This is a genomic window from Streptomyces tibetensis, from assembly GCF_007655005.1.
GTDB classification, from domain to species: Bacteria; Actinomycetota; Actinomycetes; order Streptomycetales; family Streptomycetaceae; genus Streptomyces; species Streptomyces tibetensis.
Window position 1 is genome coordinate 1 of sequence record NZ_SZVW01000029.1, and the last position, 15,552, is coordinate 15,552.

The 15,552-nt window shown below is 72.2% G+C and carries 18 protein-coding genes; 7 read left to right on the forward strand and 11 right to left on the reverse strand.

The window, feature by feature from the left end; translation table 11 throughout:
* Positions 1-88: 88 nt before the first annotated feature.
* A complete protein-coding gene (locus FDO69_RS36820; RefSeq protein ID WP_104787459.1) occupies positions 89-850 on the reverse strand; it encodes a phosphoglyceromutase in 762 nt (253 codons plus the stop codon).
* 169 nt (positions 851-1,019) lie between these two features.
* On the opposite strand from FDO69_RS36820, the gene FDO69_RS36825 reads away from it, so the two are divergent.
* A complete protein-coding gene (locus FDO69_RS36825; RefSeq protein WP_104787462.1) occupies positions 1,020-2,288 on the forward strand; it encodes an MDR family MFS transporter in 1,269 nt (422 codons plus the stop codon).
* Between the two features lie 174 nt (positions 2,289-2,462).
* On the opposite strand, the gene FDO69_RS36830 is transcribed toward FDO69_RS36825, so the two are convergent.
* From FDO69_RS36830 to FDO69_RS42505, 3 genes are all read right to left on the reverse strand, one after another.
* Positions 2,463-3,071 (reverse strand): GNAT family N-acetyltransferase, encoded by a 609-nt coding sequence (locus tag FDO69_RS36830; protein WP_104787464.1) that lies wholly within the window; start codon positions 3,069-3,071, stop codon positions 2,463-2,465.
* 307 nt (positions 3,072-3,378) lie between these two features.
* Positions 3,379-3,714 (reverse strand): DUF6233 domain-containing protein, encoded by a 336-nt coding sequence (locus tag FDO69_RS36835; RefSeq protein WP_104787467.1) that lies wholly within the window; start codon positions 3,712-3,714, stop codon positions 3,379-3,381.
* Positions 3,715-3,794: 80 nt separating this feature from the next.
* Positions 3,795-4,208 (reverse strand): hypothetical protein, encoded by a 414-nt coding sequence (locus tag FDO69_RS42505; protein ID WP_234388259.1) that lies wholly within the window; start codon positions 4,206-4,208, stop codon positions 3,795-3,797.
* Between the two features lie 109 nt (positions 4,209-4,317).
* Between FDO69_RS42505 and FDO69_RS36845 the strand changes: the two genes are divergently transcribed.
* A complete protein-coding gene (locus FDO69_RS36845) occupies positions 4,318-4,737 on the forward strand; it encodes a nuclear transport factor 2 family protein (protein WP_104787470.1) in 420 nt (139 codons plus the stop codon).
* 35 nt (positions 4,738-4,772) lie between these two features.
* On the opposite strand, the gene FDO69_RS36850 is transcribed toward FDO69_RS36845, so the two are convergent.
* Both FDO69_RS36850 and FDO69_RS36855 read right to left on the reverse strand, forming a co-directional pair.
* The gene (locus FDO69_RS36850; protein ID WP_234388260.1) at positions 4,773-5,480 is read right to left on the reverse strand and encodes a YqeB family protein; all 708 of its coding nucleotides are present in this window, start codon (positions 5,478-5,480) and stop codon (positions 4,773-4,775) included.
* A gap of 116 nt (positions 5,481-5,596) precedes the next feature.
* Positions 5,597-6,073 (reverse strand): DUF2000 domain-containing protein, encoded by a 477-nt coding sequence (locus tag FDO69_RS36855; RefSeq protein WP_104787475.1) that lies wholly within the window; start codon positions 6,071-6,073, stop codon positions 5,597-5,599.
* On the opposite strand from FDO69_RS36855, the gene FDO69_RS36860 reads away from it, so the two are divergent.
* Complete coding sequence (locus FDO69_RS36860) at positions 6,072-6,866, forward strand: helix-turn-helix transcriptional regulator (protein WP_104787477.1); 795 nt, start codon at positions 6,072-6,074, stop codon at positions 6,864-6,866. The genes FDO69_RS36855 and FDO69_RS36860 overlap by 2 nt on opposite strands.
* Positions 6,867-6,947: 81 nt before the next feature.
* Here FDO69_RS36860 and FDO69_RS36865 read toward each other — a convergent pair whose 3' ends face one another.
* Together FDO69_RS36865 and mshA are read right to left on the reverse strand one after the other, a co-directional pair.
* Positions 6,948-7,457, reverse strand: coding sequence for a type III secretion system chaperone family protein (locus FDO69_RS36865; protein WP_104787480.1), 510 nt, complete (start codon positions 7,455-7,457; stop codon positions 6,948-6,950).
* Positions 7,450-8,787, reverse strand: a complete 1,338-nt coding sequence (gene mshA, locus FDO69_RS36870) for a D-inositol-3-phosphate glycosyltransferase (protein ID WP_199838356.1) — start codon at positions 8,785-8,787, stop codon at positions 7,450-7,452. The genes FDO69_RS36865 and mshA overlap by 8 nt, the downstream gene beginning before the upstream one ends.
* Positions 8,788-9,262: 475 nt before the next feature.
* Between mshA and FDO69_RS36875 the strand changes: the two genes are divergently transcribed.
* The 4 genes from FDO69_RS36875 (at position 9,263) to FDO69_RS36890 (ending at position 13,575) form a co-directional block, all read left to right on the forward strand.
* Positions 9,263-9,679, forward strand: coding sequence for a CPCC family cysteine-rich protein (locus FDO69_RS36875; RefSeq protein ID WP_104787486.1), 417 nt, complete (start codon positions 9,263-9,265; stop codon positions 9,677-9,679).
* Positions 9,680-9,710: 31 nt separating this feature from the next.
* On the forward strand, positions 9,711-10,529 hold the full coding sequence (locus FDO69_RS36880; protein ID WP_104787489.1) for a class I SAM-dependent methyltransferase: 819 nt from the start codon (positions 9,711-9,713) through the stop codon (positions 10,527-10,529).
* Positions 10,530-10,724: 195 nt separating this feature from the next.
* Positions 10,725-11,813, forward strand: a complete 1,089-nt coding sequence (locus tag FDO69_RS36885; protein ID WP_104787491.1) for a C40 family peptidase — start codon at positions 10,725-10,727, stop codon at positions 11,811-11,813.
* Between the two features lie 415 nt (positions 11,814-12,228).
* On the forward strand, positions 12,229-13,575 hold the full coding sequence (locus FDO69_RS36890; protein ID WP_167526761.1) for a PP2C family protein-serine/threonine phosphatase: 1,347 nt from the start codon (positions 12,229-12,231) through the stop codon (positions 13,573-13,575).
* Between the two features lie 27 nt (positions 13,576-13,602).
* Here the strand turns inward: FDO69_RS36890 and FDO69_RS36895 are convergent, their stop codons facing one another.
* The 3 genes from FDO69_RS36895 to FDO69_RS36905 form a co-directional block, all read right to left on the reverse strand.
* A complete protein-coding gene (locus FDO69_RS36895; RefSeq protein ID WP_161369208.1) occupies positions 13,603-13,935 on the reverse strand; it encodes a DUF2516 family protein in 333 nt (110 codons plus the stop codon).
* Between the two features lie 107 nt (positions 13,936-14,042).
* Positions 14,043-14,708, reverse strand: a complete 666-nt coding sequence (locus tag FDO69_RS36900; RefSeq protein ID WP_104787497.1) for a hypothetical protein — start codon at positions 14,706-14,708, stop codon at positions 14,043-14,045.
* Positions 14,709-14,796: 88 nt separating this feature from the next.
* The gene (locus FDO69_RS36905) at positions 14,797-15,447 is read right to left on the reverse strand and encodes a helix-turn-helix domain-containing protein (protein ID WP_104787499.1); all 651 of its coding nucleotides are present in this window, start codon (positions 15,445-15,447) and stop codon (positions 14,797-14,799) included.
* Positions 15,448-15,552: the final 105 nt, after the last annotated feature.

A 15,552-nucleotide genomic window follows, 5' to 3' on the forward strand; every position in this document is an offset into this window, starting at 1 on the left:
CTGCTCGCCGTCTGACACAACCGATCATGTGTTGCGACGATCCCTAGAAACCGCCGAAACCGCAGGTCGGGGGCCTACTGGTGTCGAGTTACTTCTTCTTGCCCTGGTTCTTGACCGCCTCGATCGCCGCTGCCGCCGCGTCGGGGTCGAGGTACGTGCCGCCCGGGTTCAGGGGCTTGAAGTCGGCGTCCAGCTCGTAGGAGAGCGGGATGCCCGTGGGGATGTTGAGGCCCGCGATGTCCGCGTCGGAGACGCCGTCGAGGTGCTTGACCAGGGCGCGGAGCGAGTTGCCGTGGGCCGCGACCAGGACCGTGCGGCCGGTCAGCAGGTCGGGGACGATCGCGTCGAACCAGTACGGCAGCATGCGGACGACGACGTCCTTCAGGCACTCCGTACGCGGGCGCAGCTCCGGCGGGAGGGTCGCGTAGCGCGGGTCGGAGAACTGGGAGTACTCGGCATCGACGTCCAGCGGCGGGGGCGGGGTGTCGTAGGACCGGCGCCACAGCATGAACTGCTCCTCGCCGAACTCGGCGAGCGTCTGCGCCTTGTCCTTGCCCTGCAGGGCGCCGTAGTGGCGCTCGTTCAGGCGCCAGCTGCGGTGGACCGGGATCCAGAGGCGGTCGGCGGACTCCAGGGAGAGCTGCGCCGTGCGGATGGCGCGCTTCTGGAGGGACGTGTGCACGACGTCGGGGAGCAGGCCGGCGTCCTTGAGCAGCTCGCCGCCGCGCGTCGCCTCCTTCTCGCCCTTCGCGGTGAGGTTGACGTCCACCCAGCCGGTGAACAGGTTCTTCTCGTTCCACTCGCTCTCGCCGTGGCGGAGGAGGATCAGCTTGTACGGTGCGTCGGCCATGCCTCAGAGCGTAATCCACGCTTTCGCCCGTTCGCGTGGCTGCCCGGCAGGCGGACGTTTGACGGAATCTGTTAATTGAGTGGCCCCCGTCAACCATCTGTTTGTAATGTGCGCTTACTGCCAGCGCTACTTACATGCGCTTTCCGCGCCTGTTGCCTCCGGGGGACCCATGCCGTACGCCCTGCGTGCCCGACGCGCCGTCCGGGAGACGGTCTCCGGTCTCCCCAGCGCGTTCTGGTGGCTGTGGACCAGCACGCTCGTCAACCGCCTCGGCGGCTTCGTCGCCACGTTCATGGCGCTGTACCTGACCCTCGACCGCGGCTACTCCGCCACGTACGCCGGTCTGGTCGCCGCCCTGCACGGGCTCGGCGGGGTGGTCTCCTCACTGGGCGGCGGGGTGATGACCGACCGGCTGGGCCGGCGGCCCACCCTGCTGATCGCGCAGTCCTCGACCGCCGCGTCCGTCGCGCTGCTGGGCTTCGTGCGCGACCCGGTCGCGATCGCCGGTGTCGCCTTCCTCGTCGGCATGGCGAGCAACGCCTCGCGGCCCGCCGTGCAGGCGATGATGGCCGACATCGTCCGGCCCGAGGACCGTATCCGCGCCTTCTCCCTCAACTACTGGGCCATCAACCTCGGCTTCGCCGTCTCCTCCATGGCCGCCGGGTTCATCGCCGAGGTCAGCTACCGCGCCGGGTTCCTGATCGAGGCGGGGATGACGCTGGCCTGCGCGATCCTCGTCTTCCTGCGGCTGCCGGAGTCCAAGCCGGCCGAGCGGGTGGTGACGGCGGGCGTCCGGGACGACTCCGTGAGCCTTCGCACCGTCCTGCGCGACGGGCGGTTCATGAGTGTCGTCGGACTGTCCTTCCTCGTCGCGCTGGTCTTCCAGCAGGGATCGGTGGGGCTGCCGGTCGCCATGGGCGAGGCCGGCTTCTCCCCGGCCGAGTACGGCATGGCCATCGCCGTCAACGGCGTGATGATCGTCGTCCTCCAGATCCCGGTCACCCGCTTCATCGAACACCGGGATCCGCGCCGGCTGCTGGTCGTCTCGTCCGTCCTCGCGGGCTACGGCTTCGCGCTCACCGCCTTCGCGGGGTCCCTGGGCGTCATCGCGCTCACGGTGTGCGTGTGGACGCTCGCCGAGATCGTCAACGCGCCGACGCAGACCGGTCTCGTCGTACGGCTGTCCCCGGTGCACGGGCGTGGGCGCTACCAGGGCATGTACACGATGTCCTGGTCGGTGGCCGCCCTCGTCGCCCCGCTGCTGTCCGGGTTCGTCATCGACCGGTTCGGGGCGGCGTGGCTGTGGGGGCTGTGCGCGCTGGTGGGGACGGTGGCCGGGGTGGGGTACGCCGTGCTGATGCGGCGCCTGCCGGGCGAGGAGAAGGTGGCCGAGCCGTCGGTGGAGGTGCGGCCGCAACCCGAGGTCGGTGCGGGGTGAGCGGGACCTGCCTGAGGTGCACACCAGGACGGCTTCCCACCCGGGACGGCCACCTCCCCGTCCCGGTGAGGCGCGCTACGTCGTGACCCTCCGGCCCGTCACATCGGCAGGGACCCGTCACATCGGGAGGGGCCCGTCGCGCCGACAGAAACCCGTCGCATCGGGAGGGGCCCGTCACATCGGGAGGGAGTACAGCCGCACCCGCCCGGGCGGCCAGTGCGCGTCGCCGCGCAGGGGGGTCACCATCGTCCGCAGCGGCATGGTCACCACACCGGAGCCGGGTTGTTCGACGAGTACGTCGGTGTCGAGCGGGTGCCATCCGAGGCGCCGGTAGAGCGGCACCAGGGGCGGCCTGCAGAACAGGAGCGCGTGCCGAGGGCCCTGCGTGCGAGCGTGGTCCAGGGCCGCCGCGAGCACGAGCCGGGCCAGGCCACGGCCCCGTACGCCGGGCGCTACGGCCACTCCGCCGACGCCCATCACCTCGGTCTCCTCGCCCTCGACCGCGACCGGCAGTCGCAGCAGACCGGCGTGGGCCACGAGCCGGCCGTCGAGCCGGACGCCGAAGTGCTCCTCCTTGGGGAGCCAGGTCAGACCGGCTGCGGCAACACCGAAGGGGTCGTCGCCGCTGCCGAGGATCTCGTCCTGCTCGGTCTTCGTGTAGCGGGAGAGCCGGGTGACGGTCGGTGTCCCAGGGGGCTCGTTCGCCGGCTGGTTCGCGGACTGGTTCGCGTGCACGGGCTGGTTCGCCGGCTGGTTCGCGTGCGCGGGCTGGTTCGCAGACATACCGGCATGATGATCCACCGGGTGCGCGGCCGGCGCTGGCAGGTTTCCTTCTGGCGATCGACGAAGCCCGACCGTCGGTTGGGTCCCGGACGACATCTCCGGGCCGCCCCCGGACAGGCCGGGGATACAAACCATTCCCTCTGGAGCTGGAACCCCCGGAAGCCGGCCGCGCACTGGTGACCATAAGGCCGGGCACCGACAACAGGCCCGGGCGTCGGCGCCCCGCCTCCGACCACGCCGGGCAGGAGGGGTCTGCCGACGCCCTCCCGGAACCGCCGTCCACAACGCCCGCCCGAAACCGGCCGCTCTACCCGTCCACGAACCCGAGCTCCGTGTCCGGCCGGCACTGCGGGCAGGCCTTGACCCCCTCGGCGAGGGCCCGCCGGGCGTGGTCACGGTCGACGCCCTTGCTGCGCCGGCTCGCGTTCCAGCAGCCGCCGACATGGACGTACACCGCTTCCTGGCCGGACAGACCGTGCTCGATCAGCCAGTCCGGCGCGGGGGGCCGGGCCAGGAGACCGCGTCGGTGTTCGGTCCGGCGGCGTTCCTCGTCCGCTATCCATCGGCGGGTGCGTGCCAGGTCGCGCTCCTGCACGCGCTCCAGGAAGCGGAGCAGCGCGAGTCGCGACTCTGGATCGTTCATGCGTTCGATTCTAGGAGCAGGGTGCTCCCGCGGCACCCACCCCACCCCATCTACAGCGGCGGCACCCCTTCAAGTCCTCCTCAGGTCGTCAGGCGGCGGCTCAGCCAGACGTACGCGGCCATGGCCAACGAGCCGCGTGCCATGAAGTCGGCCCAGACGGAGAGCAGCAGGGCGGGGTCGTCCGTCCTCAGGACAGCCCAGGTCAGCGCCGACGTGAGGGCGACCGTCACGGCCAGGACGCACGCGTACGCGGTACCGGCCCCACGGTTCCGGCCGAGCCGGGTGCCCAGCAGCCCGGCGGGGATCTGCACCGCCACGTGGTAACCCACACAGCTCAGCGCGATCGTCAGGAAAATCATGAACGGCGGCACGTCCGCCGACGAGTCGTGGGCCCGGGCCGTCCCGTAGGCGTCCAGGGCCCAGGCCGGTGGCACCAGGAAGGTGAGGAGCAGCACCGCTCCGCTCAGATGCATGGCGGCAAGGTGTGTCTTCACGGTCCCCCCACGGCCCGTCGGTACCGCGCCCCACCTCGGCGTCGGCAGTCTGCAGAGGTTACCTCCGAGGTAATCGACGCGCCCCGCGCGCCCCGGCAGGCTGGGTTCCATGACACCTGCCGACACCGCCGAAGTCACCCGCTCCACCGTCCAGAGGTTCCTCGAACTCCGGCTCGCCGGCGACACCGAGGGGCTGACGGCGCTCTTCGCCGACACCGTCGACTGGATGCTCGCCGAGAACCCAGCCGCGCCGTGGATCCGGCCTCGGACCACCGCCGCCGAATGCGCGGCGCAGGCCGATGAGCTGGCCCGGTACACCGTCCCCGAGGACGCCCGCGCGTCCGTCGACACGTTCCTCGTCGACGGGACGGACGCCGTGCTGATGGGGCATCTCTCCGGGACCGTGCGGGCGACCGGCAAGTCCTTCGCGGGGCCCTTCGCGCTGCGGCTCACCGTCGAGGGCGGGCGGATCACCCGCCACCACCTGTACGAGAACAGCGTGTCGATCGCCGCGGCCTGCACGCCCTGACGCCCACCGCCCGAGTCACCGGGGCCGTGCCGACGTCACCCCCTGCCCTCACCCCGCACGACCCGGACGTACTGCCGCCGGTCCTCGTCCCGCACGACCACCCCCAGGGCAAGCAGCTCCCGGCGCAACTCCCGGGCGTCCTCGGCACCGCCCTCCTCCGCGCGGGCCTGCGCGCGGGCCCGCAGCAGGGCGTCCGCGCCCGCGGGCAGGCCGGGAGTGCCGGGGACCCAGCGGCGGAACGCGGTGCGGTGCGGGTCCTCCTCCGCCCATGAGTAGCCGTGTGCGGTGAGGGCGTCGGCGAGGCGCCGCCAGTTCAGGCCGCAGTGCTCCCGGGCCAGTTCGAGGCTGTCCGGGCCGAGCAGGACGAGCTGCTTGCCGTCCCGGAAGAACACGGAGATCTCGTCGCGGGCGAAGTCCTGGACGCTGCCCCGGACGGCGAGGGTCACATGAGTGTCCCGGACGCGGACGGACAGCGACTCGTGCGCCGCCGTGAAGCCGAGCAGCAGGCCGCCGAGCACGCCCACCGCCGTCGTACCGAGGGTGAGGGCGGGTTCCGGGACCGATGTGAGCAGTTCGGCCGGGCCTTCGAGCGGTGCCCACGGCAGGGCGAGCAGCAGGCGGGCGAGGAGCGGGAGCAGCGCGCCGGCCACGGCACCGCAGGCGACGCAGAAGAGCACGATGGCCCAGGCCGATTCGGTGAGTTCCGTCGCCCTGCCCGCCTGCGGGCGGGGGCTCTTCCGCATGGGAACGTTCCTGGCTTCCTCCATACGGCCAGTCTCCTGAGCAGCCGTCCGCCCCGTCGTCAGCCGTTGGTCTACGCCCCCGCGACTTTGGTCGCCCGCCGGGCCGCCTCCCCGGCTCACGGGTGCATCCGCGCCCCCTTCACCACCTTGTCCACCGCGTTCTTCGGACCATGGACCGCGAGCCCGACGAGGTCCAGTTGCGTGGTCGGCACGGCCCGCACGGCGGCGCGGTTGTCGCGGTCGTTGCCCGTGGCGAAGAGGTCGGAGGTGAAGATCGCGCGGGGCAGGGCGCGGGAGAGGGCACGGGTGTGGGCGGTGGTCAGGGTTTCCTTCGTGGCCTCGAAGACCATGACCGGCTGACGGAACATGGGGAGGTAGGGCACGCCGTCCGCGTCCTCGTACGGTTCGCCGATCACCTCGGGGATCTGTGTTCCGAGGCCGCTGACCAGGAACGATGTCACATTGAGGCGCTGCCAGGGCTCCAGGTCCGCGCGCAGCAGTACGGCGATCTTCGTGTCGAAGCGGATCGGTTCGTTGTCCATGCTCCGAGCGTGCCCGCCGGTCCCCGCCGGGGTCTTGTACGTTCTTTGCATGGCCTCCGCGTCCTCCCGGATCGTCTCCGCCTGGCGGCCCGCCGTCGAGGGTGTCGTCGAGGTCTTCCACGCGCGGTTCACCGAGTACGCGTATCCGATGCACGTCCACGACTCCTGGACGCTGCTGATCGTCGACACCGGCGCTGTGCGGTACGACCTCGACCGGCACGAGCACGGCACCCCGCACGACACCGTGACGCTGCTGCCGCCGCACGTGCCGCACAACGGCTCCCCCGTCACCGCCGAGGGCTTCCGCAAGCGGGTGCTGTACCTGGACGGGACGTACCTCGGGGACGAGTTCATCGGGGCCGCCGTCGACCGGCCCGATCTGCGCGATCCCCTGCTGCGGCGGCGGGTGGGCCAGGTGCACGGCGCGCTGGGGCGGCCCGGTGAGGAACTGCAGGCCGAGAGCAGGCTGTTGTTCGTCGGGGAGCGGTTGCGCGGGCATCTGCGGAACGAGTCCGCCTCCGCCCGGCCGGCCGATCCGGTGCTCGCCCGGCGGCTGCGCGAGCTGCTCGACGAACGGATCGTCGAGGGCGTCGTCCTGCGCGAGGCCGCGAAGCTGCTCGGCGCCCATCCCGCCCATCTCGTGCGGGCGTTCAGCACGGCCTACGGCATCGCCCCGCACCAGTACCTGACGTCTCTGCGCGTGGGGCGCGCCCGGCGGCTCCTCCTGGAGGGGCGCACTCCGGGCGAGGTGGCGGTGGCGGCCGGTTTCTACGACCAGTCGCACCTCACCCGGCACTTCCGGAAGCTGGTGGGGGTGCCGCCGGGGCGTTACCGGGCCGACTAGGGCTTAGGTGTGCTGTCCGGACAGGTTGGTGACGCGGCTGGCCGGGGTGTGGCCGCAAAGTCCCGCCTGCCCCACGACGCCCTAGCGCTCGGGGCGCTGGGTGAGGTGGGCGAACGCGTCCAGGTTGCGCGTCGACTCACCCCGCGAGATCCGCCACTCGTACTCCTTGCGGATCGCCGAGGCGAAGCCCAGCTCCAGCAGGGTGTTGAAGGCGCCGTCGGAGGCCTCCAGGACCTGGCCGAGCAGGCGGTCGAGCTCGTCGGCGGTGACGGCGGACAGGGCGAGGCGCCCGGTGACGTAGACGTCGCCGTGCTGGTCGACGGCGTAACTCACGCCGTACAGCTTGAGGTTGCGCTCCAGGAGCCAGCGGTGGACGCCCTGCTCGTTCTCGTCGGGGTGGCGGATGACGAAGGCGTTCAGCGACAGGGAGTGGCGGCCGACGAGCAGGGAGAGCGTCGTCTTCAGCTTGCGGGTGCCGGGGAGCTGCGCGACGTACGTGCCGGGCCGGGGACTCTCCCACTCCAGGTCGGCGTCCTTCAGCACTCCCTCGATGACCTGTGCCGCACGCCGCTCCTGATCGGTTTCACCCATGCAGCGAGCGTACGCGACGGCGGTGCGCCTGCATCGCGGCCGTGTAGACGTCCGCCGTGGCGGCGGCCGCCGTGTCCCAGCCGAAGGACTGGGCGTGACGGGCCGCCTGGTCGCCCAGCCGGGGCGCCAGCTGCGGGTCGTCGGCGAAGTCGCGCAGCACGCGCGCGTAGTCGGCCGGGTCGTGGCCGCGGACGAGGAAGCCGGTGTGCCCGTCGCGCACGGCGATCGGCAGGCCGCCGACCGACGCCGCGAGCACCGGGGTGCCGGCCGCCTGCGCCTCTATGGCGACCAGGCCGAAGGACTCGCTGTAGGAGGGCATGACCAGCACGGAGGCGGCGCGGAACCAGTCCGCGAGCTGCTCCTGGCCGACCGGCGGGCGGAACCGTACGACGTCCGCGATGCCCAGGCGCGCGGCCAGTTTCTGCAGTCCCTCGGGCTTGGCGAGGCCGCTGCCGGAGGGGCCGCCGACGACGGGTACGAGGAGGCGCGAGCGCAGTTCGGGGCGCTCGTCGAGGAGGACGGCGACGGCCCGCAGCAGTACGTCGGGGGCCTTCAGCGGCTGGATGCGGCCGGCGAAGAGCGGGATCAGCGCGTCCCTCGGCAGGCCGAGGCGGGCCCGGGCTGCGGCGCGGCCGTCGGCGGGCGAGAAGCGGCTGAGGTTCACGCCGGGGTGGACCACGGCGACCTTGTCGGTCTCGGCCGCGTAGTGCCGCACCAGTTCGTCGGCCTCTTCGGTGGTGTTGGCGATGAGGCGGTCGGCGGCGGCGACGATCTGGGTCTCGCCGATGACGCGGGCGGCCGGTTCGGGGGTGTCGCCGTCGGCCAGGTTGGCGTTCTTGACCTTGGCCATGGTGTGCATGGCGTGCACCAGGGGGACGCCCCAGCGCTGGGCGGCGAGCCAGCCGACGTGGCCGGAGAGCCAGTAGTGGGAGTGGACCAGGTCGTAGTGGCCGGGGCGGTGATGGGCCCAGGCCTGCATCACACCGTGGGTGAAGGCGCACAGCTGGGCGGGGAGGTCCTCCTTGTTGAGGCCCTCGTAGGGGCCGGCGTCGACGTGCCGGACGAGGACGCCGGGGGCCAGCTCGACCGTCGGCGGGAGGGCGGCGGCGGTCGCGCGTGTGAAGATCTCGACCTCGACGCCGTGTGCGGCGAGGCGCTGGGCGAGCTCGACGATGTAGACGTTCATGCCGCCGGCGTCGCCGGTGCCCGGCTGGTGGAGCGGCGAGGTGTGCACGGAGAGCATGGCGACGCGGCGGGGCCTGCGGTGCAGCCGCAGACGGGCCGGCGACGACGCGGAGCGCCGACCGAGCCTGCCGATGTACTGGCTCACGTGGCGTTCCTCCTCGCTCCGGGCATGCCTTCGCAGGGCGCACGGTGCCCTCCGACGGGATGCAACACCGGAGCGAGACGCTCCATTTCCCGATTCGGGAGTTTTACCGAATCATTACCGCTTGTCGCTCAACCGTTCGAGGACGGAAGGGGGCGGGTCTCCCGGCTCCGGGGGCGTGACCAGCGGCCGTCACGCAGTCGCACACCGGCGACCGCTCCGGGTTCGTCTTCGTGATCGACGACGTGGTCCCGATCACCGCCGGGAACGGGTGCACCCACCCCGACGGCACGGACCTCACCAGGATCCCGCCCCACCTGACGGATCTCACCGGCCGGTGAGGACCGCACCGGGCTTCGCGTCGGCGGGGGCGCCGGGGTTCGGGACGTACGGGGGCGGGGCGTACAGGGCGGGGCGTAGCGGCCGCGGTACGGAAAAGGCGAGGCGGCAGGCACCCGGGGCCTCTACCCTCACCGGCATGACAGGCACACGGCATGACCCGGCTCCGCCCCCTCCGGTCGAGGAGCTCCTGCCCTGCCCGTGCTGCGGCCACCAGACCCTCGGCGAGCTGTGGGCCTACGAGATCTGCCCGGTCTGCTACTGGGAGGAGGACCCCTCCCAGCTCCGCCACCCCACGGCCGGCTTCGGCCCCAACCACGGGCTGAGCCTGATCGAGGCGCAGGCCAACTACCGGCGGATCGGCGCGGTCACCGAGGAGATGCGGCGCCACGTGCGGCCGCCACGGGACGACGAACCGCTGGACCCGGGCTTCCGGCCCGCCGACCCGGACCGGGACCCGTTCGAGCCGGGACCGGCCCACGACCCGATGCCCGACGACCTCACCGTCCTGTACTACTGGCGTCCCACGTACTGGCGGCGGCACCTCGGCCCCTGATCGATGCCGAGAGCCGCTTAACCTCGTAGGCATGACATCCCGCGCCGCGACCCGCCCCCTCGGCACGGTGACGCGCGGGACGACCAACCCCAACCGGCTGCGCCGCATGGACCGCTGGATCGCGGCCACGCACGGCGCCGAGCTGCGCCGCGCCGCCGATCCGGTGGCGGTCGACCTCGGGTACGGCGCCGCCCCCTGGACGGCCGTCGAGCTGCTCCGACGCCTGCGCACGGTCGCGCCACGCGCGCGCGTGGTCGGCGTCGAGATCGACCCGGCCCGGGTCGCGGCGGCACTGCCCTACGAGCGGGCGGGGCTCGCCTTCCGGCACGGCGGCTTCGAGATCCCGATCCCGCAGCGGCCCCTGCTCGTCCGCGCGGCGAACGTGCTGCGGCAGTACGACGAGGGCGAGGTCGCGGCCGTGTGGGAGCGGCTGTGCGCGCGGCTCGCCCCGGCCGGCCCGGCCACCGGGTCGCGCGGCGGGCTGCTGGTCGAGGGGACCTGCGACGAGATCGGGCGCCGGCACGTATGGGTCGCGCTCGGCCCGGAAGGGCCGCGCACGGTCACCTTCGCGACCCGGCTGGGCTCCCTGGAACGCCCCTCCGACCTGGCGGAGCGCCTGCCGAAGGCGCTCATCCACCGCAACGTCCCGGGCGAACCGGTGCACGCCTTCCTGCGCGACTTCGACCGCGCCTGGGCGGCCGCCGCGCCCTACGCCTCCTACGGCGCCCGGCAGCGCTGGATCCGCGCGATAGGGGACCTGACCGCCGACTGGCCGGTGGCGGACGGGCCGGCGCGCTGGCGGCAGGGCGAAGTGACGGTGCGGTGGGAGGCCTTGGCCCCGGGCGCCTGACTGCTCCCGCCCTGGCAGGGCCCGTTGGAACGATCTCTCTGAGTCGTTCGTCACACAGACGGGGAGATCGTCATGCCGGGGCATACCGGCACCGGAGTGGCGGGAAGTACTACCTCTGTCGCTTTCCGAGCCGACATGGCAGCATCCCCAGGCGAACCACAAGTTACTGATGGTTAATCAGTTGGGGGCTGAGGTATGGGAACGGGCAAGCGTGGCCTGATGGCGACCGCGGTGGCCGTGGTCTGCGCGGTCACGGTGCTGGCGGCACCGGGCACGGCGTTCGCGAATCCCACCCCCTCACCCACCCCCGGCGCGGGCGCGGCACTCGCACCCGCCAAGGACCTGGAGGCCGTCCGCAAGAAGCTCGACGGGCTCTACCGCGCCGCGGGCCGCGCCACCGACGAGTACAACGCCGCCGACGAGAAGGCGGACAAGCAGTCCGCCGAGGTCGTCGAGCTGGCCAAGAAGATCGTCAAGGGCCAGGAGAAGCTCAGGAAGCTGAAGGACCGCGCGGGCGCCGCGGCCGCCGCCCAGTACCGCGGCGGCGGGCTGCCGCCCGAGGCCCATCTGGTGCTGAGCGACGACCCGCAGGACTTCCTCGACGGCGCGGGCCGGGTCCGCGAGGGTCACCACGCCACCAAGGGCCTCCTGGGCGAACTGACCCGCACTCAGGAGGACTTGGAGCAGTACGCCAAGGACGCCTCCGCGCAGCTGAAGAAGCTGGAAGCGGGCCGCAAGGCCAAGGCCGCCGCGCAGAAGAAGATCGAGAAGCAGATCGCGCGGGCGGAGAAGCTCGAGTCCGCGCTACAGAAGGAGGAGCAGGAGCGCCTCGCCGAGCTGGAGAAGGAGGCCGCGAACAGGGCGCAGACCGCCTGGCTCGGCTCCGGCATCCTGGAAGAGATCGACGGCAAGGCCTCCGAGCAGGGCAAAAAGGCCGTGAAGTACGCCACGGCCCAGATCGGCAAGCCGTACCAGTGGGGCGCCGAGGGCCCCAGGACCTACGACTGCTCGGGGCTGACGTCACAGGCGTGGCTGTCCGCCGGGCACGGCATCCCGCGCACCTCCCAGGAGCAGTGGAAGCGGCTGCGGCACATCGACGTCCAGGACATGCGCCCGGGCGACCTCATCATCTACTTCGACGACGCCAGCCATGTCGCCATGTACATCGGCGACGGGGCGATCGTGCACGCGCCGCGCCCCGGGCGGACCGTGACGATCGCGGGCGCCGGAACCATGCCCATCCTCGGGGTGGTGCGGCCGGACGCCGGCACGGACGCCGACTGAACGCGGACTGCGGCCGGACAACGCCTTGGGGGGCGGCGGCTGGGGGACGTCCGGAGGGCGGGCGCCATCCGTGGGGAAGCCCACCGTCCGTCGGGCAGCCCACCGTCCGGAGGGCACTCGCCGAACAGCCGGGCGCCGCACACCGGATATCGGACATCCGCGGTGACCCGGCCCACGTGACCCACCGCACGCCTCGCCACGGGCAAACCGTGCGCTGACGTGACGTTCGTCATCCCCGCAGCATCTCCGACCTGTCCAACTGCGGGGCATATCGCGGCATATGACACAGGCCGGTGGCACAGCGGCGTGGCTCACACCATTCCAATGCGGCGCCGACACCCGCTATGGTCCCGCTCGGTGGGTCGAGGTCCCTCGCCCCACCGTGCCCTCGGGGGGAGGGAAGGAACCCAACACGATGCCCGTACCCATACCGCGGCAGAGAGCGATCCCGGCCGCGGAAAGTGGTCAGGCGCAGGCCGCGTCCCCGCGCGGCGGCTCGGCCGAGGAGTCCGTGAAGGACGCCTCGCCCGCCGGCCGCACACCGGACACCGCCGGGAACACCACGGACAAGGTGGAGAACAACACCGCCCACACCAACCTGACGCTGCTGCTGATCGAGGACGATCCGGCCGGTTCACCGATCGTGCCGGACATGCTCGACCAGGCAGGCAAGCCGATCCGCGTCCGCACGGCCCGCAACCTGACGGAGGCCGGCCGGCTGCTGACCGACGACGTCCACTGCATCCTGCTGGACCTGGCGCTGCCCGCGCCGGGCCACGCCGACTCCGAGGACGAGCTCGCCGTGCTCAGGCACGTGCTGGAGCTCGCGCCCCGGCACGCCGTCCTGGCGCTGACCGCGTCCGGCGACGCCGAGCGCGGCGCCGAGGCGGTGCGGGTGGGCGCCCAGGACTACCTCTTCCGCGACGAGCTGGACGGCAGGCTGCTGAGCCGCGCGATCCGCTACGCGGTGGAGCGCAAGCGCTCCGAGTCGGCCGAGCGCAGGCTCGCCGAGGGACGGCTGCGCGCGCAGGAGAACCGCCGCCTGGAGCGCGGTCTGCTGCCGACGCCGCTGCTGGAGGGCTCCCCGCTGCGGTTCGCCGCCCGCTACCGCCCGGGCCGCTCGCGCGCACTGCTCGGCGGCGACTTCTACGACGTCGTGCGCACGCCGGACGGCACGGTGCACGCCATGATCGGCGACGTCTGCGGGCACGGCCCGGACGAGGCCGCGCTCGGCGTGGAGCTGCGGATCGCGTGGCGGGCGCTGACGCTGGCGGGCCTGTGCGGCGACCAGCTGCTGGGCACGCTCCAGCAGGTGCTGGAGCACGAGCGAGCCGACGACGAGATCTTCGCGACCCTGTGCACGGTGGACATCGCGCCGGACGGCCGGCGCGCCGGGCTGTGCCTGGCGGGTCACCCGTCGCCGCTGCTGGCCCGCCCGGGCAAGCCGGCCCGCCTGCTGCCGTACGACAACAACGGACCGGCCCTCGGCATGCTCCCCGGTGCCCGCTGGCCGCGGATGCAGGTGGAGCTGGGCGCCGAGTGGAGCCTGATGCTCTACACCGACGGCCTGATCGAGGGCCACATAGGCCAGGGCCGGGAGCGGCTCGGCCAGGACGGCATGACGGAGATGATCCGCCGCCAGTTCGCCGAGGGGCTGCGGGGCGAGCAGCTGCTGCGGGCGGCGGTGAACGAGGTGCGCCGCCTCAACGGCGGCGAGCTGACGGACGATGTGGCGGTCCTGCTGCTGGACCGGGTGCCGTAGCCCCCGGCTCCGCTGCTCCGAGAGCCCTTACCGGCCGCCGTTCCACGGGCCGTAGGGGCCGTCGCTGCTGGAGCCGCGCCGGCTGCGGCCGCCGCCCGGGAGGGCCCGGATCGCGGGCCGGACGTCGACCATGTACACGATCGTCGCGATGAGGCCGATGATCGGCAGGAACGACAGGATCGGGAAGAGCAGGTTCACCACGAAGGCGATCCCGAGGATGATCAGCCAGAAGGGCTTGGTCTTCTTGTCGGCCGCGCGGTAGGCGTCCTCCCGGCGCACCGCCGCGTCGAACAACGCGAAGCCGCTGAAAACGATCAGGGCCATGCTCAGAAGCCACATAAACCCTGCGAAGCCCTGCATCAGCACAACGTCCACCACCTGACTCGGCTCGTCCTACGCGGTCACCGTACCCGTACAACGGGCCGGACACCCCCAGGGTGCCCGGCCCGTGTGGCCGCTCCGCCGTACTACTTCGCGGGCGGGGTGGTCTTCTTGGCGGTGGTGGTGGTCTTGCGCGCCGGGGCCTTCTTGGCGGCGGGGGCCTTCTTCGCCTGGGCGGCGGCGGCCGGCTTCGCCGGCTCCTCCTTGACCTCGACCGGCTGCGGCTTCGGCTCGACGGCCACGGCCAGCTCCTCGACGCCCTCGGCGACGTCCTCGATGCTGTCGGCGGCCTCGCCGCGCCAGGTCCGGACGGCCTGCTCGCCGTGCTCGGCGACCTTCTCGTAGGTCTCACGGGCCTTGACGGCGTACTCGGCGGCCACACCGACGCCGCGCAGCGCGAAGTCCTGGGCGCTCTCGCCGAACTTCTTCAGGTCCGAGTCGATCGTGCTGCCGAGCTTCTTGATGTCGACGTCGATGGAGCCGATGAACTCCGTGACCTTCGTCTGCAGGGTCTCCTGCGTCTCCTTGACGCGCGCGGAGGCCTCCTTGGCCCGGGCGGACGCCTTCTCCTGGACGGCCTTGGTGTCGGTGTTGCGTACCGCGTCGATCCGCGCGGGGGCCTCGGAACGCAGCTGCTCCACCAGGGCCGGCACCTTCTTGGCCTGCTGAAGGGCGAGGTCGGCGGTGCCTGCGGCGAAGTACAGCGGGGTCGGGTTGCTGAGGGTCTTGCGCAGGTCGTCGGTGATGGCCATGGTGATGGTCCTCCCGGATTCTGTATCGCTTGAGGGTTCGGCTGAGGGTTGTGTGATCCGCGGCGGGCGGCCCATGCCCTGGTCCGGCTCAGCCGGCCGTCTGCTGCGGATCGGTGTCGCTGCCGCCGGTGCTCTTGCGAGTGCGGCGGGTGGCGGTCGTACCGCCGTCGTTCGTGCTGTCGCTCCGAGCGGCGCTCTTGCGGCTGCGGCGCCGGGCGGAGGGGCCGCCGTCGGCCGGGCCGGCCGGGGATATCCCGGTGCCGGGAGCGTCCCCGTCGACGCTCACCGCACCGTCAGCGGTGACGACACCGACGACGCCGGCACCGCCCGCCCCGCCCGAGCCGTCCGCACCGCCCGAGCCGTCCGCCCCGTCCGAGCCGTCGCCGATCCCGAACCCGTTCTCCTTGCGGAAGGACTCGTAGATCTGCAGCAGCACCTGCTTCTGCCGCTCGTGCAGCGTCGGGTCGGCGAGGATGACGGCACGCGTCTCCACATCGTCCCGATCACGCTCGGCATCGAGGATGCCGGCCCGGACGTACAGCGTCTCGGCGGAGATCCGCAGCGCCTTGGCGACCTGCTGCAGCACCTCCGCGCTCGGCTTGCGCAGCCCGCGCTCGATCTGGCTGAGATACGGATTGGACACCCCGGCGGCGTCGGCGAGCTGCCGCAACGACAGTTGCGCAGTGCGCCGCTGCTCGCGCAGATAGTCACCGAGATTGCCGACGTTGAGCGATGCCATGCCTCCACCTTGCAACAGGGCGCTAACTATTGCAAGCACCCGCTTGCAATAGTTGCGCCACGCCGCCCGGTGCAGGCCGCCACTCCCCGCCGGGATGGCGGTCGG